General features: G+C 61.3%; 19 protein-coding genes. 16 read left to right on the forward strand and 3 right to left on the reverse strand.

Going from position 1 to position 20,228, the window contains the following annotated elements:
• The first annotated feature begins 63 nt into the window (after positions 1–63).
• The 10 genes from HFC70_RS11515 (at position 64) to HFC70_RS11560 (ending at position 9,893) form a co-directional block, all read left to right on the forward strand.
• The gene (locus tag HFC70_RS11515; RefSeq protein WP_168473383.1) at positions 64–3,048 is read left to right on the forward strand and encodes a 2-oxoglutarate dehydrogenase E1 component; all 2,985 of its coding nucleotides are present in this window, start codon (positions 64–66) and stop codon (positions 3,046–3,048) included.
• 63 nt (positions 3,049–3,111) lie between these two features.
• Positions 3,112–4,353 carry a 2-oxoglutarate dehydrogenase complex dihydrolipoyllysine-residue succinyltransferase gene (gene odhB / locus HFC70_RS11520; RefSeq protein ID WP_168473384.1) on the forward strand — a complete coding sequence of 414 codons (1,242 nt, stop codon included), beginning with the start codon at positions 3,112–3,114 and terminating at the stop codon, positions 4,351–4,353.
• Between the two features lie 13 nt (positions 4,354–4,366).
• Complete coding sequence (locus tag HFC70_RS11525) at positions 4,367–4,957, forward strand: hypothetical protein (RefSeq protein ID WP_168473385.1); 591 nt, start codon at positions 4,367–4,369, stop codon at positions 4,955–4,957.
• Positions 4,957–5,367: an MAPEG family protein gene (locus HFC70_RS11530; protein WP_246735738.1), complete on the forward strand. Its 411-nt coding sequence runs from the start codon at positions 4,957–4,959 to the stop codon at positions 5,365–5,367. The genes HFC70_RS11525 and HFC70_RS11530 overlap by 1 nt, the downstream gene beginning before the upstream one ends.
• A 46-nt stretch (positions 5,368–5,413) precedes the next feature.
• Positions 5,414–6,058: a LysE family translocator gene (locus HFC70_RS11535; protein ID WP_168473387.1), complete on the forward strand. Its 645-nt coding sequence runs from the start codon at positions 5,414–5,416 to the stop codon at positions 6,056–6,058.
• 2 nt (positions 6,059–6,060) lie between these two features.
• Entirely contained in the window at positions 6,061–6,570 is a 510-nt protein-coding gene (locus tag HFC70_RS11540; protein WP_168473388.1) for a hypothetical protein, read from the forward strand.
• A complete protein-coding gene (locus HFC70_RS11545) occupies positions 6,567–7,322 on the forward strand; it encodes an SDR family oxidoreductase (protein WP_168473389.1) in 756 nt (251 codons plus the stop codon). The genes HFC70_RS11540 and HFC70_RS11545 overlap by 4 nt, the downstream gene beginning before the upstream one ends.
• 24 nt (positions 7,323–7,346) lie before the next feature.
• Entirely contained in the window at positions 7,347–8,753 is a 1,407-nt protein-coding gene (gene lpdA / locus HFC70_RS11550; RefSeq protein ID WP_168473390.1) for a dihydrolipoyl dehydrogenase, read from the forward strand.
• 115 nt (positions 8,754–8,868) lie between these two features.
• Positions 8,869–9,369 (forward strand): cytochrome b, encoded by a 501-nt coding sequence (locus HFC70_RS11555; protein ID WP_168473391.1) that lies wholly within the window; start codon positions 8,869–8,871, stop codon positions 9,367–9,369.
• A 17-nt stretch (positions 9,370–9,386) separates the two neighbouring features.
• Positions 9,387–9,893, forward strand: coding sequence for a DUF2867 domain-containing protein (locus tag HFC70_RS11560; protein WP_246735739.1), 507 nt, complete (start codon positions 9,387–9,389; stop codon positions 9,891–9,893).
• Here the strand turns inward: HFC70_RS11560 and HFC70_RS11565 are convergent.
• From HFC70_RS11565 to HFC70_RS11575, 3 genes are all read right to left on the reverse strand, one after another.
• On the reverse strand, positions 9,883–10,767 hold the full coding sequence (locus HFC70_RS11565; protein WP_168473392.1) for a TraB/GumN family protein: 885 nt from the start codon (positions 10,765–10,767) through the stop codon (positions 9,883–9,885). The two genes, HFC70_RS11560 and HFC70_RS11565, sit on opposite strands and share 11 nt — an antisense overlap.
• A gap of 221 nt (positions 10,768–10,988) precedes the next feature.
• Complete coding sequence (locus HFC70_RS11570) at positions 10,989–11,990, reverse strand: TraB/GumN family protein (protein WP_246735740.1); 1,002 nt, start codon at positions 11,988–11,990, stop codon at positions 10,989–10,991.
• A gap of 173 nt (positions 11,991–12,163) precedes the next feature.
• The gene (locus HFC70_RS11575) at positions 12,164–13,099 is read right to left on the reverse strand and encodes a tyrosine recombinase XerC (protein ID WP_168473394.1); all 936 of its coding nucleotides are present in this window, start codon (positions 13,097–13,099) and stop codon (positions 12,164–12,166) included.
• Between the two features lie 139 nt (positions 13,100–13,238).
• Here HFC70_RS11575 and HFC70_RS11580 point away from each other — a divergent pair, with 139 nt between their 5' ends.
• From HFC70_RS11580 to HFC70_RS11605, 6 genes are all read left to right on the forward strand, one after another.
• Positions 13,239–14,138 carry a GNAT family N-acetyltransferase gene (locus HFC70_RS11580; RefSeq protein ID WP_168473395.1) on the forward strand — a complete coding sequence of 300 codons (900 nt, stop codon included), beginning with the start codon at positions 13,239–13,241 and terminating at the stop codon, positions 14,136–14,138.
• Positions 14,139–14,254: 116 nt separating this feature from the next.
• On the forward strand, positions 14,255–16,456 hold the full coding sequence (locus tag HFC70_RS11585) for a primosomal protein N' (protein WP_168473396.1): 2,202 nt from the start codon (positions 14,255–14,257) through the stop codon (positions 16,454–16,456).
• A gap of 111 nt (positions 16,457–16,567) precedes the next feature.
• On the forward strand, positions 16,568–16,951 hold the full coding sequence (locus tag HFC70_RS11590) for a DUF4345 domain-containing protein (RefSeq protein WP_168473397.1): 384 nt from the start codon (positions 16,568–16,570) through the stop codon (positions 16,949–16,951).
• A 260-nt stretch (positions 16,952–17,211) separates the two neighbouring features.
• Positions 17,212–17,778, forward strand: coding sequence for a F0F1 ATP synthase subunit delta (locus HFC70_RS11595; RefSeq protein ID WP_168473524.1), 567 nt, complete (start codon positions 17,212–17,214; stop codon positions 17,776–17,778).
• Positions 17,778–19,307, forward strand: coding sequence for a F0F1 ATP synthase subunit alpha (gene atpA / locus HFC70_RS11600; protein ID WP_168473398.1), 1,530 nt, complete (start codon positions 17,778–17,780; stop codon positions 19,305–19,307). Before HFC70_RS11595 ends, atpA begins: the two co-directional genes overlap by 1 nt.
• A 29-nt stretch (positions 19,308–19,336) precedes the next feature.
• The gene (locus tag HFC70_RS11605) at positions 19,337–20,221 is read left to right on the forward strand and encodes a F0F1 ATP synthase subunit gamma (protein ID WP_168473399.1); all 885 of its coding nucleotides are present in this window, start codon (positions 19,337–19,339) and stop codon (positions 20,219–20,221) included.
• Positions 20,222–20,228 lie beyond the last annotated feature (7 nt).

Here is a 20,228-nt window from a genome sequence, read left to right on the forward strand (position 1 = left end):
GGCAGACCGGTCGACGGTCATCACCTCAAGTCGGGAGGCGGGCGGAAACGTCCGCGAAGCACCATGGCAAGGCAAGAAGCCAACGAGCAGTTCCAGATCACGTCGTTTCTCGACGGATCGAATGCGGCCTATATCGAACAGCTTTATGCGCGGTACGAGGAAGACGCCAGCGCCGTTCCGGCGGAATGGCAGGCCTTTTTCAAGGCGCTCGGCGACAATCCCGATGATGTGAAGAAGGCCGCCAAGGGCGCCTCCTGGCAGAAGAAGAGCTGGCCGATCGCCGCCAATGGCGAGCTGATCTCGGCGCTCGACGGCAATTGGGGCCAGATCGAAAAGGTCGTCGAAACCAAGGTGAAGGCCAAGGCCGAAGCCGTCGGCCAGACGATTTCCGAAGCTCAGGTCCTGCAGGCGACGCGCGACAGCGTGCGCGCCATCATGATGATCCGCGCCTATCGCATGCGCGGTCACCTGCACGCCAATCTCGATCCGCTGGGTCTGGCGGCCCCCGTCGAGGACTATAACGAGCTTTCGCCACAGGCTTACGGCTTCACCGAAGCCGATTACAGCCGCAAGATCTTCATCGACAACGTTCTGGGTCTCGAATATGCGACGATCCCGGAAATGCTCGATATCCTGAAGCGCACCTATTGCTCGACGCTGGGCGTCGAGTTCATGCATATCTCCAATCCTGACGAAAAGGCCTGGATCCAGGAACGCATCGAAGGTCCCGGCAAAGGCGTCGAATTCACGCCGAACGGCAAGAAGGCCATTCTGCAGAAGCTGATCGAGTCGGAAGGCTTCGAGCAGTTCATCGACGTCAAGTACAAGGGCACCAAGCGCTTCGGCCTCGACGGCGGCGAAGCGCTGATCCCGGCGCTGGAGCAGATCATCAAGCGCGGCGGCCAGGAAGGCCTGGAAGAAGTCGTTTTCGGGATGGCCCATCGCGGCCGTCTGAACGTGCTGACCAATGTGATGGCGAAGCCCCATCGCGCCGTGTTCCACGAGTTCAAGGGCGGCTCCTTCAAGCCGGACGAAGTCGAAGGCTCCGGCGACGTGAAGTACCATCTGGGTGCGTCCTCCGACCGCGAATTCGACGGCAACAAGGTTCACCTGTCGCTGACGGCCAATCCGTCGCATCTGGAAATCGTCAACCCTGTCGTCATGGGCAAGGCCCGCGCCAAGCAGGACCAGCTCGCCAAGGTCTGGGACGGCGACATCGTGCCGCTCAAGGAGCGGGCCAAGGTTCTGCCGCTGCTGCTGCATGGCGATGCGGCCTTTGCCGGCCAGGGCGTCGTTGCTGAAATCCTGGGGCTGTCGGGCCTGCGCGGCCACCGCGTTGCCGGCACGATGCATTTCATCATCAACAACCAGATCGGTTTCACCACCAATCCGGCCTTCTCGCGCTCTTCGCCCTATCCGTCCGACGTGGCCAAGATGATCGAGGCGCCGATCTTCCATGTGAACGGCGACGATCCGGAAGCGGTCACCTATGCCGCCAAGATCGCCACCGAATACCGGATGAAGTTCCACAAGCCTGTCGTCATCGACATGTTCTGCTATCGCCGCTTCGGCCATAACGAAGGCGATGAGCCGGCGTTCACGCAGCCGAAGATGTACAAGGCCATCCGCCAGCACAAGACGGTCGTGCAGATCTACGGCGAACGCCTGATCGCCGAAGGCCTGATCTCCGAAGGCGAACTGGAGAAGATGAAGGCCGACTGGCGCGCCCATCTCGAACAGGAGTTCGAGGCTGGCCAATCCTACAAGCCGAACAAGGCCGACTGGCTGGACGGCGTATGGTCGGGTCTTAGGACCGCCGACAATGCCGACGAACAGCGCCGCGGCAAGACCGCGATGCCGATGAAGACGCTCAAGGAAATCGGCCGCAAGCTGTCGACCATTCCGGAAGGCTTCAAGGCGCACCGCACCATCCAGCGCTTCATGGACAACCGCGCGCAGATGATCGAAACCGGCGAGGGGATCGACTGGGCCATGGCCGAGGCGCTGGCCTTCGGTACGCTTTGCTACGAAGGCAGCAAGGTGCGCCTGTCCGGCCAGGATTGCGAACGCGGCACGTTCTCGCAGCGCCATTCGGTGCTCTACGATCAGGAAACCGAAGAGCGCTATATCCCGCTCGCCAATCTGGCTCCGAACCAGGGCAAGTACGAAGTCATCAACTCGATGCTGTCGGAAGAGGCGGTTCTCGGTTTCGAATACGGCTATTCTCTGGCCCGTCCGAATGCGCTGACGCTCTGGGAAGCCCAGTTCGGCGACTTCGCCAACGGTGCCCAGGTGGTCTTCGACCAGTTCGTCTCGTCGGGCGAACGCAAGTGGCTGCGCATGTCGGGTCTCGTCTGCCTTCTGCCGCACGGCTACGAAGGCCAGGGACCGGAGCATTCGTCGGCGCGCCTGGAACGCTTCCTGCAGCTTTGCGCCGAAGACAATATGCAGGTCGCCTATTGCACGACGCCGGCCAACTACTACCACGTGCTGCGCCGCCAGCTGAAGCGCGACTTCCGCAAGCCGCTGATCCTGATGACGCCGAAGTCCTTGCTGCGCCACAAGCGTGCCACGTCCAGCCTTGCCGAAATGGCCGGCGAAACCTCGTTCCACCGCCTGCTGTGGGACGATGCCGAAGTCATCAAGGACGGCCCGATCAAGCTGCAGAAGGATGCCAAGATCCGTCGCGTCGTGATGTGCTCGGGCAAGGTCTATTACGACCTCTTGGAAGAGCGCGAGAAGCGCGGCATCGACGACGTCTACCTGCTGCGCATCGAGCAGCTCTATCCGTTCCCGGCCAAGGCGCTGATCAACGAGCTCAGCCGCTTCCGCAATGCGGAGATGGTCTGGTGCCAGGAAGAGCCGAAGAACATGGGCGGCTGGTCCTTCATCGATCCTTACCTGGAATGGGTGCTGGCGCATATCGACGCCAAGTATCAGCGGGTTCGCTACACCGGCCGTCCGGCCGCTGCCTCGCCGGCAACGGGCCTGATGTCCAAGCACCTTTCCCAACTCGAGGCTTTCCTTGAGGACGCGCTCGGGGGCTGAAAAGCCTCCCAGCGACCATAGACCATCGCCAGAAACGCTATCTGATCAACGGAACACAAAATCATGGCCACAGAAATCCGCGTTCCCACCCTGGGTGAATCCGTCAGCGAAGCGACGGTCGGCACCTGGTTCAAGAAGGTTGGCGACACCGTGAAGGCCGACGAGCCGATCGTTGAGCTGGAAACCGACAAGGTCACCGTCGAAGTTCCGGCTCCGGCCTCGGGCATCCTGACCGAAATCGTCGCCGCCAATGGCGAGACCGTCGGTCTCGGCGCATTGCTTGGCCAGATCGATGCCGCTGCTGCCGGCGCGGCTCCGGCTGAACCCGCCAAGGCTGCTGCTTCTGCCGCGCCCGCCGCTGCCGCACCGGTGGCTGCTGCCGCTGTTTCCGCACCGGCGCCCGCGACTACAGCCATGCCGGCTGCTCCTGCTGCGGCCAAGATGCTGGCTGAAAACAACCTTTCCGCCGAGCAGGTGGACGGTTCCGGCAAGCGTGGCCAGGTTCTGAAGGGCGATGTGATCGCCGCCGTCGCCAAGGGCATCAGTGCCACGCCGGCGCCGGCCGCCCCGGCTGCACCGCGCCCGGTTTCTTCTGCCGAGGATGCCGGCCGCGAAGAGCGCGTCAAGATGACCCGCCTGCGCCAGACCATCGCCAAGCGCCTCAAGGATGCCCAGAACACGGCCGCCATGCTGACCACCTATAACGAGGTGGACATGACGGCGGTCATGAGCCTGCGCAACAAGTACAAGGACATCTTCGAGAAGAAGCATGGCGTCAAGCTCGGCTTCATGGGCTTCTTCACCAAGGCCGTCACCCATGCGCTGAAGGAAATCCCGGCTGTCAACGCCGAGATCGACGGCACCGACATCGTCTTCAAGAACTATTGCCATATCGGTGTTGCCGTCGGCACGGACAAGGGCCTGGTGGTTCCGGTCGTTCGCGATGCCGACCAGATGTCGATTGCGGAAATCGAGAAGGATATCGGTCGTCTCGGCCGGCTGGCCCGCGATGGCCAGCTGTCGATGGCCGACATGCAGGGCGGCACGTTCACCATCTCGAACGGGGGTGTCTACGGCTCGCTGATGTCCTCGCCGATCCTCAACGCTCCGCAGTCCGGCATCCTTGGCATGCATAAGATCCAGGAACGTCCGATGGCGATCGGCGGTCAGGTGGTCATCCGTCCGATGATGTATCTGGCGCTCAGCTACGACCACCGCATGGTGGACGGCAAGGAAGCCGTGACCTTCCTGGTCCGCGTCAAGGAAAGCCTGGAAGATCTGGAACGCCTCGTTCTCGATCTGTAAGGGCGAACGCGCCGTGTCTGTCGAGCCAGTATGTTTCGATCTTATGGACTTCTATAGGGCCGGGTTTTCCGGTCCTATAGAATTAGGTAAAACCGATCGTGATGGAATTCGAGCACTTTTCGATGAGGGTGATATTGAGGTGGATGGAGCCGTTCACGCACCTTATTCCTCTTGGTCGATCTATGCACCCAATTGTGAGTTTTTCTTCAACTCTGACTTCAGGTTGAAAGCATTCAAGCTTATTCCGTTTCTTCCAAAAATTGGTAGCGGAGGGGGCCGTTTACATTGGAATGGAAAATTCGAGATCTATTTGGGAGAACAGACGGTAAAGGCCTCAGGTAGAGACGGAATCGACTTACTCACTCTTCCGGACGCCCTAAATGCGTTTCGCAGAATGGACGGCGACTGGAGCCTTTCTGGAGGCGATGAGCGGGATATTTATGTCGAATTTCAGAATCCGGAGAGATCGCTAACCTTTCGATATGAGATCAATTCGGTTCCTGTTGCGAGCGAGCGTGCTTCGGCGTTTGAGATAGATTATTTTCTGTCTTCTATCTGGGTTAGAGATCAGAATGCTGATTTTGAAGAAAAGGATGCTGGATGATGCTTGAAAATATAGGCGTATCCTTGCTTCTTTTGCTTGTCGGCTGGAGCGTGTTGCTTTTGCTGTTTCATATCGGGCTGCAGGGCATGACCGCCACCCGCGAACTCGGATCGGCATGGAATGCCGGTCCGCGCGACGACGAGAAAAAGCCTTCCGGAAAGATCGCCGGCCGTGCCGCGCGCGCCTCGGCGAATTTTCGCGAGACCTATCCGGCCTTCATCGGCCTGGCGCTGGCCCTGGCGATCGCAGGCGATGCTTCGGGCTGGGGATTGACCGGCGCCTGGATCTGGCTTGTTTTCCGTTTGATCTACATTCCGCTCTACCTGGCCGGTGTGCCCTATATCCGCTCGCTCGCCTGGCTTGGGTCGCTGGCGGGGCTCGGCCTGATGGTCGCGACACTGGTTCTTTAATTCGCCGGCAAGACGGCCCTTTGCGGCACGGCGGGGAGACGATTGCATGCATGCCTATCTGATCGAACTTGCATCCCTGATGGCCATCTTCTCCTTCGCGATCGTCTCGCCGGGTGCGGACCTTGCCATGGTGATGCGCCAGTCGCTGCTGCATGGCCGTCGCCCGGCCATCGTCACCAGTTTCGGCATCGGCACCTCGCTGATGTTCCACGTCACCTACACGATCCTCGGCCTCGGGCTGATCATTTCCCAGTCGATCACGCTGTTCAACATCGTCAAATGGTGCGGTGTCGCCTATCTGATCTATATCGGCATCAAGTCGCTGCGGGCCGGCAAGACGGATATGTCCGTCGATGCCCCTGCGGCATCCGGTGCGGAAAAACGGGGCCAGTCGCTGCTGAAATCCTTCGGGCTCGGCTTTGCCGCCAATGCGCTCAATCCCAAGCCGGTGTTCTTCTTCCTGTCGATCTTTTCGACCGTCGTCAGCGCCCATACGCCGATCCTCATCAAGTTCGGCTACGGATTTGTCATGGCCACCTGCCTGATTGCCTGGTTCGTCGGCGTGAGCCTGTTCATGACGACGCCGAAGATGCGGGCGGCGTTCGGGCGGATCAGCCAATGGATCGACCGTGCCAGCGGCGTCGTCTTCATCCTGCTCGGTCTGAAGCTTGCCACCGAGAAGGCGGGTTGATCATGGACGCCGCCCATCGCCTGTCTGCTGCCATGTTGTCGTTTGCGGTTGTCGCGGGATCGTCCGCGATGGCGGCCGATTGTGCGCAGGACAAGGCGATCTATCGCGACAACCACAAGAGTTTCGAACTGCGCTTCCAGCCGGTGCCGGAGCCGGCGGCGGCCACAAGCCATGGGTTTACGGTGACGCTGCTCGACAGCAAGCTGGTTCTCGATGGCGTGGTGCTGGCCGGTGACGACGGGCAGCGCGCCAATGGCCTCCTGATGTATCAATGCCCCGAGGGTGATGTGACCGGCGAGGATCTGCGCAAATGCACGGTGTGGGACGGGGTGTTCTATAGCGTGTCCGCCGATGCGCGGATCGGTGACCTGCCGGCGGCCGGCGCTGCTGCGACACCGCAGCTGATCCTGTCGGATTTCGGCCGCCTGGCCGGCATTTCCGCCCTCTGGTCGACCAGGAATATCTCGGCGTCCGTGGGCGATGTGCTTGTCCTGGAGGGATGCGCGTCATGAGCGATGAAGCCCCCGTTTTGCTGGTGACTGGCGGCAGCCGCGGCATTGGTGCCAGCGTCTGCCGGATGGCTGCAAAGGCCGGATGGCGGGTCGTCGTCAACTATGCCTCGAATGCCGGGGCCGCTGAAGCCGTGGTCGATGAGATCCGCAAGGCCGGCGGTGTCGCCGCCGCCGTGCAGGGTGATGTCGGAAGCGAGGCGGGCATAACCTCGATTTTTGAAGGCGTCGATCGTACATTCGGTCGGCTGGACGGCCTCGTTAACAATGCCGGTGTCGTCGACGTCAAGGCGCGGGTCGACGAGATGTCGGCCGAGCGCCTGGAGCGGATGTTCCGCATCAACGTGATCGGCTCGATCCGCTGTGCGGCGGAGGCCGTGCGTCGCATGTCGACGAAACACGGCGGCCCGGGCGGGGTGATCGTCAATGTCTCGTCGGTCGCATCCCTGCTCGGCTCGGCAAACCAGTATGTCGACTATGCGGCGTCCAAGGGCGCCATCGACACGTTCACGGTGGGCCTCGCCCAGGAAGTGGTGCGCGAGGGCATTCGCGTCAATGCGGTGCGTCCCGGCGTCATCGACACGGATATCCATGCCTCCGGCGGCCTGCCGGACCGGGCCCGCGACCTCAGCCCCGTCATTCCGCTGCAGAGGCCTGGAACGGCGGATGAAGTCGCCGGCGCGATCCTCTATCTTCTATCCCCTTCGGCATCCTATGTGACGGGTGCCATACTCAATGTCAGTGGCGGGCGGTGAGCGCCCTGAAAAAAGGAAAATCCCATGGCTTATGATGTGATTGTAATCGGCAGCGGACCCGGCGGTTATGTCTGCGCGGTCAAGGCGGCGCAGCTCGGCCTGAAGGTCGCGGTCGTCGAGAAGCGTGCGACCTATGGCGGCACCTGCCTCAACATCGGCTGCATTCCCTCCAAGGCGCTGCTGCACGCCTCCGAGATGTTCCATCAGGCCGCGCACGGCATGGATGCGCTGGGCGTCGAAGTCGGTGCGCCGAAACTCAACCTCGACAAGATGATGGCGCACAAGGATGCGACCGTGAAGTCGAATGTCGAAGGCGTGTCCTTCTTGTTCAAGAAGAACAAGATCGACGGCATCCAGGGTACGGGCAAAATCGTTTCCGCCGGCAAGGTGTCGGTGACCAATGACAAGGGCGAGGTGCAGGAACTGGAGGCCAAGAGCATCGTGATCGCCACGGGCTCCGACGTTGCCGGCATTCCGGGCGTGTCCGTCGATATCGATGAGACAGTCATCGTATCTTCCACCGGCGGCATCAAGCTGACCAAGGTTCCCGAAAAGATGGTCGTGGTCGGCGGCGGTGTCATCGGCCTGGAACTAGGGTCCGTCTGGCTGCGCCTTGGGGCCAAGGTCACCGTCGTCGAATATCTCGACACCATTCTCGGCGGCATGGACGGTGATGTCTCCAAGCAGTTCCAGCGCATGCTGGCCAAGCAGGGCATGGAGTTCCAGCTGGGCGCCAAGGTGACCGGCGTGGCAAAGTCCGGCACGGGTGCCAAGGTGACTTATGAGCCCGTCAAGGGCGGTGAAGCGACCACGATCGACGCCGATGTCGTGCTGATCGCCACCGGCCGCAAGCCCTTCACAGCAGGCCTCGGCCTTGAAGAGGCGGGCGTCGTGCTCGATAATCGCGGCCGCGTCGAAATCGACGGCCATTACCGCACCAATGTGCCGGGCATCTATGCCATCGGCGACGTGGTCAAGGGTCCGATGCTGGCGCACAAGGCCGAGGACGAAGGCGTGGCTCTGGCCGAAATTCTCGCCGGCCAGCACGGCCATGTGAACTATGACGTCATCCCGGGCGTGGTCTATACCCAGCCGGAAGTCGCCTCCGTCGGCAAGACCGAGGAAGAGCTGAAGGCCGCTGGCATCGCCTACAAGGTCGGCAAATTCCCGTTCACGGCCAACGGTCGCGCCCGCGCCATGCTGGCGACCGACGGCTTCGTCAAGATCCTTGCCGACAAGGATACCGACCGCGTTCTTGGCGGCCACATCATCGGCTTCGGCGCCGGCGAGATGATCCACGAAATCGCCGTGCTGATGGAATTCGGCGGCTCTTCGGAAGATCTGGGGCGCACCTGCCATGCGCATCCCACCATGTCGGAAGCGGTCAAGGAGGCGGCACTCGCCACTTTCTTCAAGCCGATCCATATGTAATTCTCTATAGATCGATTAAATCTTCTCCATAATCGGGGCCGCGTCTTGCCATGCAGGACGCGGCCTTTATCATCTGGACGCAATTGCCGTTAACCGATTGACGAAAGGCAAGAAAATGCCGTCCTCCCCTGTTTTGTCCTATTCAATTCCGCAGCGTCTCATCCACTGGCTGATGGCCGGTCTCATCCTGTTCAACCTGCTGTTTGCAGAAGCGATGGAAGAGCTTTCCGAGGCGGTCGAGGAGGGGCAGACCCCGGCCCCTGATATGATCGCCTCCGCCAATATCCATGCCTATGTCGGCATCGCCGTTCTCTGTCTTGGCGCGATCCGGGTGATCCTGCGCCTCACCCATCGCGCGCCGGAAGCCCCGGCAGAGGAACCGCCGCTTGGGAGGCTTGCCGCCAAGGTGGCGCATCTGGCCTTCTACGCCCTGTTCTTTGTCATGCCGTTGAGCGGTATCGGCAAATACTATTTCGGCAATGACACCGCCGGCTTCCTGCATGGCGGACCGCTGAAACTGCTGATGTGGGTCCTGATTGTCGTCCATATTCTTGCGGTCCTCGTTCACCAGTTCTATTGGAAGACGGACGTGGCGATGCGCATGACGCGCGGTTAAACGGGTAGGGGCAGCGAATGACGGATGCGATGATGCGACCGGTTCTAGTCCCTGTGACCTTGCCGCATGCGGCTTTGCCTCCGGCTGACTGGGCCGATTGTTACCGTTTGCGGGTGGCCGGGCACGGGCTGACCGCAGAGGCCGCCGCACGGCATGTGCTGTCCAGCTTTCCGTGGTGGGTGGATATGCTCATGGGTATCCGCAACCGCGTGGTCGGCCTGTTCGGCCTGAAGCCTGCCGCCCCTGCGGCGGGCGACGAAGCTGGCAGGATCGCGATCTTTCCAATCGTCCAGAACACGCCGTCCCAGGTGGTTCTCGGCTTCGATGATCGGCATCTGGATTTCAGGATTGTCGTCGATGTCGCGGATGATGGTCCAGATTGGCAAACCGTCAGCGTGACGACGCTTGTGTGGCGCAAGATCCTGCTGGGCCGGCTCTACATTGCGGTGATCACGCCGTTTCACAAGCTGATCGTCTCAACCACGCTTGCCAGCCTGGCGACACGCGGTACCGTTACTCGATGACAGTAACTGTGAAGCCGTGTGTGCGGAATAGTTCAACAAGTCCCTCCTCGCCCGGCAGGTGTAGGGCACCGACAGCGATCATGACATTGCCCTTTTCAAGATAGGGCAATGCGCGTGACGTCATCCTGCGATTGCGCTCGAAAACAACTTTCTCGAGGAACTCGTGCAACGGCTTCTTGTCGCGGGCAAGCGCTGAGGCCAGCGCCAAAATCATACCCGTGTCGGAGCTCTCATAGAGCTGAATGAGTGTCTCTGTCTGATCATCGAACGTGTAGGGCACGGCAAACAGGTCCATAAGCCCCCAGAGCATGGATTCGTCGCTCACGCTCGCCAAAGTCTCCATCTGCTCACGGAATGTTTCGATTCCGACAAGCTCTATGCCATTTTCAAGTGCTTTTAGCGCGGCCGCCTGGTCGAGGACATGTTGTCCTGCGGCTCTCCTTTTTGCTTCGCATTCCGAGCTCTGCATAGACATGTAAATGAACCAGGGCCGCATCCGAGCCAACAAACCCATCGTAAGTCCCCGCTGTCGGAGCGCGGTTGCCAGCATCTCTGTTTCTTCGGGCCGAAGGATCTGGTCCAGCCGTTTCTCTTGGAGCGTGTACAGTTCGGGATACTTGAACAACTCGAGAGTCATGGCCCCTGGATTGGCAATTTCCTTCAATTCGACGATCAACGTGTCGATGTGGTCGAATGCCTCGAATATCGGCGTTGGCACCTGAAGGATGCGGGGGTCACTAATGTGCACCGTACCGAAAAGCAGCGATGGTTCGATTCCGGGTTTTTCGATGCGCCAGGCGACACCCTTGCCGTTTTTGACTGCGGCGGCCTCGGTCAGGACTGCATCGTAGGTCTCCGGGTCACTTTCCCGCAAAAGAGGCAGAAAGCTCTGCCCCGAACATTCGGGAGGAGCTACCTCCGCCCAAGCGGGTCTCCAAGCAACCGACGCCAATAAGAATAAAACAAGCAGACATGCCCGTCGGATAAATTCACAGCTGGAAAAAGGCATAGGGGAAAAACGCTTTCGGGAGGACTGAACGAAGCTCAGAATTGCCCTGCGCGCTGTGGTTGTCAGTCAGCGGACCTAGCTATCTCTCAGTCGACGGCGCTAACGCTGAAGCCCTGCTTGCGCAACAATTCGACCAATCCCTCTTCGCCGGGCAGGTGCAAGGCGCCGACGGCGATGAAGGCATTGCCGTCGGCCAGCAAGGGCGCGCTGCGTTCGGCCATCACCTTGTTGCGGTCGAGCACGATGCGCTTTTCGAAGGCGGCATAGCCGCTGTCCTTTTCGCTACCGGCTTCTGGCGTTACAGCCTCCAGCATCGGCATGGTCATGCCGATATCGCCGGTCAAATAGAGCTCGGTCATCGTCTCGATGATGTCGTCCATCTCTTCGTTCAACGCCAGGGTTTCGATGAGGGCTTTGAGGTGGAACTCAAGCGGCAGATCCGCCATGGCGCCGATCTGCTCGGCAAGTGTTTCCAAACCGGCCACCCGCTTGCCGGCCGCTTTGGCGTCCTCGGCGAGTTTCTTGTCGAGAAACGAAGCACCAGTGGCCTTGCGGGCCATTTCGCAGGCCGGCATGGCGACGACGCTGGCGATGATCCACGGCTTCATGCGGTTGACGGCTGCGAGCGGAATGCCGCGTTCCTTGAGGCCAGCCTCCAGCTTGACCTTTTCCTCCGGCGTCAGACGATCGGAAATCGTGGTGCCGTCGGTGAACATGGTCAGTTCAGGCTGCATCATCAGCGCGGCGGCAGCCTTTTTCTCGTCGAGAATTTCGTCCGACTCGATGACGATCACGTCGGCCTCGGAACTCGCCTTGCGGGCGGCATCCGACAGGGTCAGTACCCGCGGATCGGTGACGTGCATGGTGCCAAGCAGCCAGGAGGGAGCAAGGCCTGATTTCTCGATCTTCCAGAAGCGGCTCTTGCCGTTCGGCGTCGCTTCCGCTTCGGCCAGCATGGTCGCGTAACGGTTCGGCTGTTCGCGCTCAAGACCGGGCAGAAGATTTTGCCCTGCGCAGACCGTCTCGTCGGCGGCATGCGCTGGTGCTGCCCACAGAAGGGCGAGAAGCAGGAGTGCGAGGACTGCCATGGGCAGGCCGGCGACCAGCCAGATAAGGCTTTCTGCCTGGCGCCAATGGGGCAGGCGAGGTTTAATCTCTTGGGCAAAGTTCGCGAGCATGTCTTCGGTCCGATTTTCAAGCGGCAAACCTATCGCTGCGGGGCTGATGAAGCCTTAACGGGCATGGTTAACGGCCGACTGCTTCAGGCGCGCGGATGGGCGCGCTCGTAGACTTCGAGAAGGCGTACTGAGTCGACGCCGGTATAGACCTGCGTGGTCGACAGGCTGGCATGGCCGAGCAATTCCTGAATGGTGCGCAGGTCGCCGCCGCCGCTCAACAGGTGCGTGGCGAAGGAATGCCGCAGCGCGTGCGGCGTGGCAGTTTCCGGCAGGCCGAGGGCCGAGCGCAACCGCTGCATTTCGCGCTGGATGATGGCCGGTTGCAGTTTGCCGCCGCGCGCGCCGCGAAACAGCGGTTCCTTTGCCTCCAGATGGTAAGGGCAGAGTTTCCGATAGGCGGCCACCGCCTCCGTCACGGCGGGCAGAAGCGGGACAAGGCGTGTCTTGCCGCCCTTGCCGGTGATGCGCAGGGATGTCGGGTCGGTGCTGAAGGCTGAGGGTGTCAGATCCAGGGCCTCCGAGATGCGCAGGCCGCAACCGTAGAGCAGGGTGAGCACGGCGGCGTCGCGGGCTGCGATCCAGGGCTCTTCGTTCATCTGTGCGTCAGCACTGACGACGGTGAGCGCCTGCTTGCCGCTCAAGGGTTTGGGCAGGGACTTCGGCTGGCGCGGCGAGCGGATGGCACCGGCGCCGGCAGCATTGACCATGCCCTTCTTTTCCAGATAGCGCAGAAACGACCGCAGGCCGGCCAGATGCCGGGCCAGCGAGCGCGGGCCGGATCCCTCCCGGCGGCGGGCGGCCAGAAAGGCGCGCAGGTCTGTCGGGCGCAGCGTGCCGATGTCCTTGACTTTCGCCGGGCCGCCGAGATGGCCGGTGATGAAGGCGAGAAACTGGCGGGTATCGCGCTCGTAAGCCTCGACGGTGTTGCCGGACAGGCGCCGCTCCGCAGATAGGGTCTCCAGCCATTTCAGGCGCTCCGCGAGCAGATCGGGCGCCGCAATCGTCAGCAATTCGGCCACGGGGCTTTCCCTTTACATTGATTGCCTGCTATTTCACCATGCTCGATAGCGGTTAGAGAAAAGCTAACATGGGTTGCCGTGTCATGCTTCGATCACAAAAGGCTGCGATAGAGAGTGACCGAGGCATTCGGGGTTATACATGGCACGCCGCGATTCGATGACAATGTTCGGGCAGTTTGCCGAGGCGGTGGCCCTGGTGTCTCAAGGACAGCCTGGCCATATCGTCGATACGCTGATTGCCGAGCGCGGCCAGAAGATCGTCTATCATCCGCTCTGGCCGGTGATGCGGCCGTTCCTCTACACGCTGCTGCGCTACGGAAAGGCGATCGAATTCGCCGATGACGTGGCCAACATGCCGGGGTTCCAGGTCTTTGAATATCTGAGCAATATCCTCCGGCTCGAAATCAATGTGCGTGGTGGCGAACGCATTCCGGCCAAAGGCGGCTTCATCCTGGTCAGCAACCACCCGACCGGCATTGCCGACGGCGTGGCGGTGTTCGACCTGCTGAAAACGCGACGGCCGGATATGACGTTCTTTGCCAATCGCGATGCGGTGCGGGTCAATCCGCGGCTTGTCGAGATCGTCATTCCCGTCGAGTGGCGCGACGAGCACAAGAGCAAGCTGAAGGCGCGCGAGACCCTGAAGCTGACCAATCGCGCCGTCGAAGAGCAGAAGGCGACGATCCTGTTTCCCTCCGGCCGCATCGCCTATTGGGCAAACGGTAAGCTCAACGAGCGCCCCTGGAAGACGTCGGCGGTCGGGCTGGCCAAGAAATACGGCCTGCCGATCCTGCCCGTGCATATGGCGGCGCGCAATTCCGGCCTGTTCTACTGGTTTGCCAAATGGTCGACCGAACTGCGCGACATGACGGTGTTCTACGAGTTGCTGAACAAGAAGGGCAACCTGTTCGATTTTACCATCGGCAATCTCATTCCGCCGGAGCAGCTGGACGGCGACGTGACTGAGATCACAGCGGCACTCGAACAGCATACCGTGCATGCCCTTGCCTCCAACAGCAATGCGATCTTTACGCGCTAGTCGGCAACGGTTCTGCAGATCTCGGCTGACCCTTCGGGCCTTCGGCGCGGTTTGGGACAGGGGGAAAGCGTTTTGCTGTTTCCTTTCACGGCTGCGGCGGGCAAGTTGCACAGCCCATGAAAGACGATTCGCTCCAGCTGTTTGAAACGCCTGCGCCCCGCACCGTGCCGGTCCTTGTGCCGATGCCGGCGGCCGTGCCTTATAGCTATGCCGTGCCCGAGGGCATGGCAGTCGAGCCGGGCTCGATCGTCCAGGTGCCGCTCGGGCCGCGCAAAGTGATCGGCGTCGTCTGGGACGGGCCGGATGCCGGGCCGGTCAATGCCGCCAAGCTGCGGCCGCTGGAAAAAGTCTTCGATTGCCCGCCGCTCGACAAGAACATGCGCATGTTTCTGGAGTGGGTGGCCACCTATACGCTGTCGCCGCCGGGACTGGTGGCGCGCATGGCGCTGCGCGCGCCGGCAGCGTTCGATCCGGAACCGATGATCGAAGGACTGCGGTTTACCGGCATGGAGCCGGAGCGCATCACGCCGGCGCGTCGCAAGGTACTCGACATGGCCCGTGACGGGTTGTCCTGGTCGCGCTCCGGTCTTGCCCATGCAGCGGGCGTTTCGCTCAGCGTTGTTGATGGGCTGGCCGGGCAGGGCGCCTTCGAGACGATTTTCCTGCCGCCGCCGCCGATCGTCGCCAGGCCCGATCCGGATTTCGGCGGCCAGCCGCTGGAGGGGCCGCAGCGCGAGGCGGCGGATGCCATTGTCGAGGGCATGAAGACCGGGGGATTTTCGGTCGATCTGATCGACGGGGTAACGGGATCGGGCAAGACCGAAATCTATTTCGAGGCGATTGCCGAGACGCTCCGCCAGGGGCGCCAGGTGCTGATCCTGATCCCGGAGATTGCCCTGACCGCGAGCTTTCTCGAACGGTTCCAGGACCGCTTCGGGGCAAAACCCGCCGAATGGCATTCGGAACTGGCAGCGCGGTCGCGGGAAAAGGTCTGGCGCCAGGTGACGACCGGCGACGTGCGGGTGGTGGCCGGCGCGCGCTCTGCGCTGTTCCTGCCGTTCGAGGATCTCGGGCTGATCGTCGTCGATGAAGAACACGATCCGGCCTACAAGCAGGAAGACAGGGTGTTCTACAATGCCCGCGACATGGCGGTGGTGCGTGCCCGAATTGCCAATATTCCCGTTGTGCTGGTGTCCGCGACGCCTTCGGTCGAAAGCCAGGTCAATTGCCTGAGCGGTCGCTACAAGCGCATTCACCTGCCGACGCGCTATGCCGGTGCGGCACTTCCGGACTTGCATCTGATCGACATGCGGCGCCATCCGCCGGATCGCGGCGGGTTCCTGTCGCCGCTGCTGCTGAAATCGGTCGGCAAGACGGTCGAGCGCGGCGAACAGGCGCTGTTGTTCCTGAACAGGCGCGGCTATGCGCCGCTGACCCTGTGCCGGGTCTGCGGCCATCGGTTCCAATGCCCGCAATGTTCGAGCTGGCTGGTCGAGCATCGGTTCCGCGGGCAGATCCAGTGCCATCAGTGCGGCTATGCCGAACCGACGCCGAACGCCTGTCCCGAATGCGGCACGCTCGATCATCTGGTGGCCTGCGGCCCCGGCGTCGAGCGCATTGCCGAAGAGGTGGAGAAGCATTTTCCCGATGCGCGGACGCTGGTTCTGTCATCCGATCTCGGCGGCGTGAAGCGGTTGCGGCTGGAGCTTGAGGCGATCGCAAACGGCGAGGCCGATATCATCATCGGCACGCAGTTGGTCGCCAAGGGGCATAATTTCCCGCTGATGACGCTGGTCGGCATCGTCGATGCCGATATCGGTCTTGCCAATGGCGACCCGCGGGCCGCCGAGCGGACGTTCCAGTTGCTCTCGCAGGTGACAGGCCGCGCCGGACGAACCGGGCGCAAGAGCCATGGCCTGCTGCAGACCTTCCAGCCGCAGCATCCGGTGATGCAGGCACTGGTGTCCGGCGATGCCGGTGCCTTCTATGAGCGCGAGATCGCCGAGCGGGAGCGGGCCGGCCTGCCGCCGTTCGGACGGCTGGTGTCGATCATCGTGTCCGCCGACAACCGGGCCGATGCCGAAACCCATGCCCGGCAGCTGCGCAATGCCGCCCCGCAATCGCCGGGCATTGCCCTGCTCGGACCGGCGGAGGCGCCGCTGGCGCTGATCCGCGGCCGCCATCGCTTCCGGCTGTTGGTGCACGGGCGGCGCAGCAGCGACATGCAGGCCTTTATCAAGGACATGCTGGCCAATGGGCCGAAGGAACGCCGCTCCATCCATGTCCAGGTGGATGTGGATCCGCAGAGCTTTCTCTGATTTTCAGGAGAGACAGGTTCTGCCGTGATGAAAAGCGGCGGGGGCGGATTCCGCTCAGCCTGCGCCTGTGCCATAAACGGCCAAACGATTCCGGCAGAGCAGGGGACCACGATGGAGTTCTATTTTCCAACTGAAACAGGTGAGCAGATGGCTTTCCTGTCGGCCGCCATCATTGCCGTCCTTGGCCTGTGCGTGATGTTCGCGCCGGGGATAGCGCTGCGTGTATTTGGCCTGCAAGCCCGGGAAGGCCGGTTCGAGGGATATGCCGAAACACGATCGGCTGGAGCCTTCTATGCAGCGTCGGCGCTGTCTCCGATCCTCCTTGCGCAGAACCTGATGTATCTGGCGCTTGGTGCCGCGGTGGCGCTGGCGGCCTTTGCGCGAATCCTGTCGATCATGTCGGATCAAGGCGGTAGTTTGCGTAATATTCTATTTCTGGTTGTGCAGATTGCCCTGGCGGCTTTCCCCCTGGCTTACGGCCTGGCGCTCATTTGACCGGTCCACGGTGTTGCGCGGACGATAATCCGGCAATTTGCCGCAGATATTCAGAAAATTGCCGAAGGCGCCTTGTGCTAAAGGCGTAATCCGTTATTACGCGTGTTGCGAGTCCTGACTTCCTATGCTAGACGGACCGCGAAATTCGGAAAACGCAAGGCTAGTTGGCTTGTGTTTCTGGGGGAAAACGTAACGATTTCAAGTTGGTAATTTCGGCGTTCGCCGAGGGCCATCAGCTTAAGTCAAAATCAGGGAAATTTTTGCCCGTGGCAGACACATCCCAGCTCATTTCCGGTGTGGCCGAGCGCTATGCGTCGTCGCTCTTCGAGCTTGCGCTCGAAGCGGGGAGCATTGACGCCGTCGGTGCCGATCTTGCGCGCTTCCAGGCCATGGTCGATGAAAGCGCCGATCTCAAGCGCCTGCTTTCGAGCCCGGTGTTTTCGTCTGAAGACCAGGAAAAGGCCATCGTCGCGCTTTGCCAGAAGGCGGGCATCGGCGGACTGGTTGGCAACTTCCTCAAGGTCGTGGCCGGCAATCGCCGCCTTTTCGCCGTTACTGGAATGATCGCTGCATTCCACCAGATCGCTGCGCGCGAGCGCGGTGAGATTACTGCCGAAGTAACTTCGGCTCATGCGCTTGACGCAGCGCAGGAAAACGAACTGAAAGCGGCGCTGAAGAGCGTTACCGGCAAGGACGTGACGGTTAACGTCTCGCTCGACCCCTCCCTTCTGGGCGGTCTGATCGTCAAGGTCGGATCCCGCCAGATCGATACGTCTCTTCGCACCAAACTTTCCACCCTTAAGCTTGCACTGAAAGAGGTTGGCTGATGGATATCCGCGCCGCGGAAATTTCCGCAATTCTAAAAGATCAAATCAAAAACTTTGGCCAGGAAGCCGAGGTTTCCGAAGTCGGCCAGGTGCTCTCCGTCGGTGACGGTATTGCTCGCGTTTACGGTCTGGACAACGTTCAGGCCGGTGAAATGGTCGAGTTCCCGGGCGGCATCCGCGGCATGGCCCTGAACCTGGAAGCCGACAATGTCGGCGTCGTTATCTTCGGTTCGGACCGCGCCATCAAGGAAGGCGACACCGTCAAGCGGACCGGCGCCATCGTTGACGTCCCGGTTGGTCCGGAGCTGCTTGGCCGCGTCGTCGACGCGCTGGGCAACCCGATCGACGGCAAGGGCCCGATCAATGCGACCCGCCGTTCGCGCGTCGACGTCAAGGCTCCGGGCATCATCCCGCGCAAATCGGTGCATGAGCCGATGTCGACCGGCCTCAAGGCCATCGACGCTCTGATCCCGGTGGGCCGCGGCCAGCGCGAGCTGGTCATCGGCGACCGCCAGACCGGCAAGACCGCCATCATCCTCGATACGATCCTCAACCAGAAGGCCATTCACGACAATGGTCCGGACTCGGAAAAGCTGTATTGCGTTTACGTCGCAATCGGCCAGAAGCGTTCGACGGTTGCTCAGTTCGTCAAGGTTCTCGAAGAGCGTGGCGCTCTGAAGTACTCGATCATTGTTGCCGCGACCGCTTCCGACCCGGCGCCGATGCAGTATCTCGCACCGTTTGCTGGCGCTGCCATGGGTGAGTATTTCCGTGACAACGGCATGCATGCCCTGATCGGCTACGACGACTTGTCCAAGCAGGCCGTTGCCTATCGCCAGATGTCGCTGCTGCTGCGCCGCCCGCCGGGCCGCGAAGCCTATCCGGGCGACGTCTTCTACCTGCATTCCCGCCTTCTCGAGCGCGCTGCAAAGCTGTCCGACGAAAAGGGTGCCGGCTCGCTGACCGCTCTGCCGGTCATCGAAACCCAGGGCAACGACGTTTCGGCCTTCATTCCGACCAACGTGATCTCGATCACCGACGGCCAGATCTTCCTTGAAACCGACCTGTTCTACCAGGGTATCCGTCCGGCCGTGAACGTCGGTCTGTCGGTTTCCCGCGTTGGTTCGGCCGCGCAGATCAAGGCGATGAAGCAGGTTGCCGGCTCGATCAAGGGTGAACTCGCCCAGTATCGCGAAATGGCCGCCTTCGCTCAGTTCGGTTCGGACCTTGACGCTGCAACGCAGCGCCTGCTGAACCGCGGTGCACGCCTGACCGAACTTCTGAAGCAGCCGCAGTTCTCGCCGCTGAAGACGGAAGAACAGGTTGCCGTGATCTTTGCCGGTGTGAACGGTTACCTCGACAAGATCTCGGTTGCCCAGGTCGGCAAGTTCGAACAGGGCCTGCTTTCCTACCTCCGGTCGGAAGGCAAGGACATTCTCGAAGCGATCCGCACGGAGAAAGCCATCAGCGACGATATCAAGGGCAAGCTCAAGGCTGCCATCGATAGCTTCGCGAAGTCTTTCGCCTGATTGGGTCTTGAGCCAAGGACTGTAAACGGATGCCTTCACTAAAGGATCTGAAAAATCGGATTGCCTCCGTCAAGGCGACGCAGAAGATCACCAAGGCGATGAAGATGGTCGCCGCGGCGAAACTGCGCCGCGCGCAGGAGGCTGCCGAGGCAGCCCGGCCCTATTCGCAGCGCATGGGCGCCGTCCTTGCCAACATCGCCCAGGCGGTTGGTGGTGACGACGACGCTCCGCGTCTGATGACGGGGACCGGCAAGGACGACGTGCATCTGCTGATCGTCTGCACGGCCGAACGCGGCCTTTGCGGCGGTTTCAATAGCCAGATTTCGCGCTTCGCCCGCGATCATGCCCGCAAGCTTCTGGCCGAAGGCAAGACCGTCAAGTTCTTCTGCGTCGGCAAGAAGGGCTTCGACAGCCTGCGGCGCGAATTCGCGTCGATGATCGTCGAGCGGACTGACCTGCGGGAAGTCAAGCGCGTCGGTTTTGAAAATGCCGATGCAATCGGCCGCAAGATCATCACGATGTTCGAACGCGGCGAATTCGATGTAGCAACGCTGTTCTACTCGGAATTCAAGTCGGTCATTTCGCAGGTTCCGACCGCTCTGCAACTGGTTCCGGCCGCTGTCGACATGTCGGCTGCAGCCTCAGCAGGTACAGCATCGGCGGTCTACGAATATGAGCCCGATGCCGGCGCGATCCTGAGCGATCTGATCCCGCGCAACATCTCCGTTCAGGTTTTCCGGGCGCTCCTTGAGAACGTCGCCGGCGAAATGGGCGCGAAGATGAGCGCGATGGACAATGCGACGCGCAATGCCGGTGAGATGATCAACAAGTTGACGCTCTCCTACAACCGGCAGCGTCAGGCGCAGATCACCAAGGAACTCATTGAAATCATTTCGGGCGCCGAAGCGCTCTGAGGTTTAA

The organism is Agrobacterium sp. a22-2 (assembly GCF_012276985.1).
Classification (GTDB): Bacteria; Pseudomonadota; Alphaproteobacteria; order Rhizobiales; family Rhizobiaceae; genus Allorhizobium.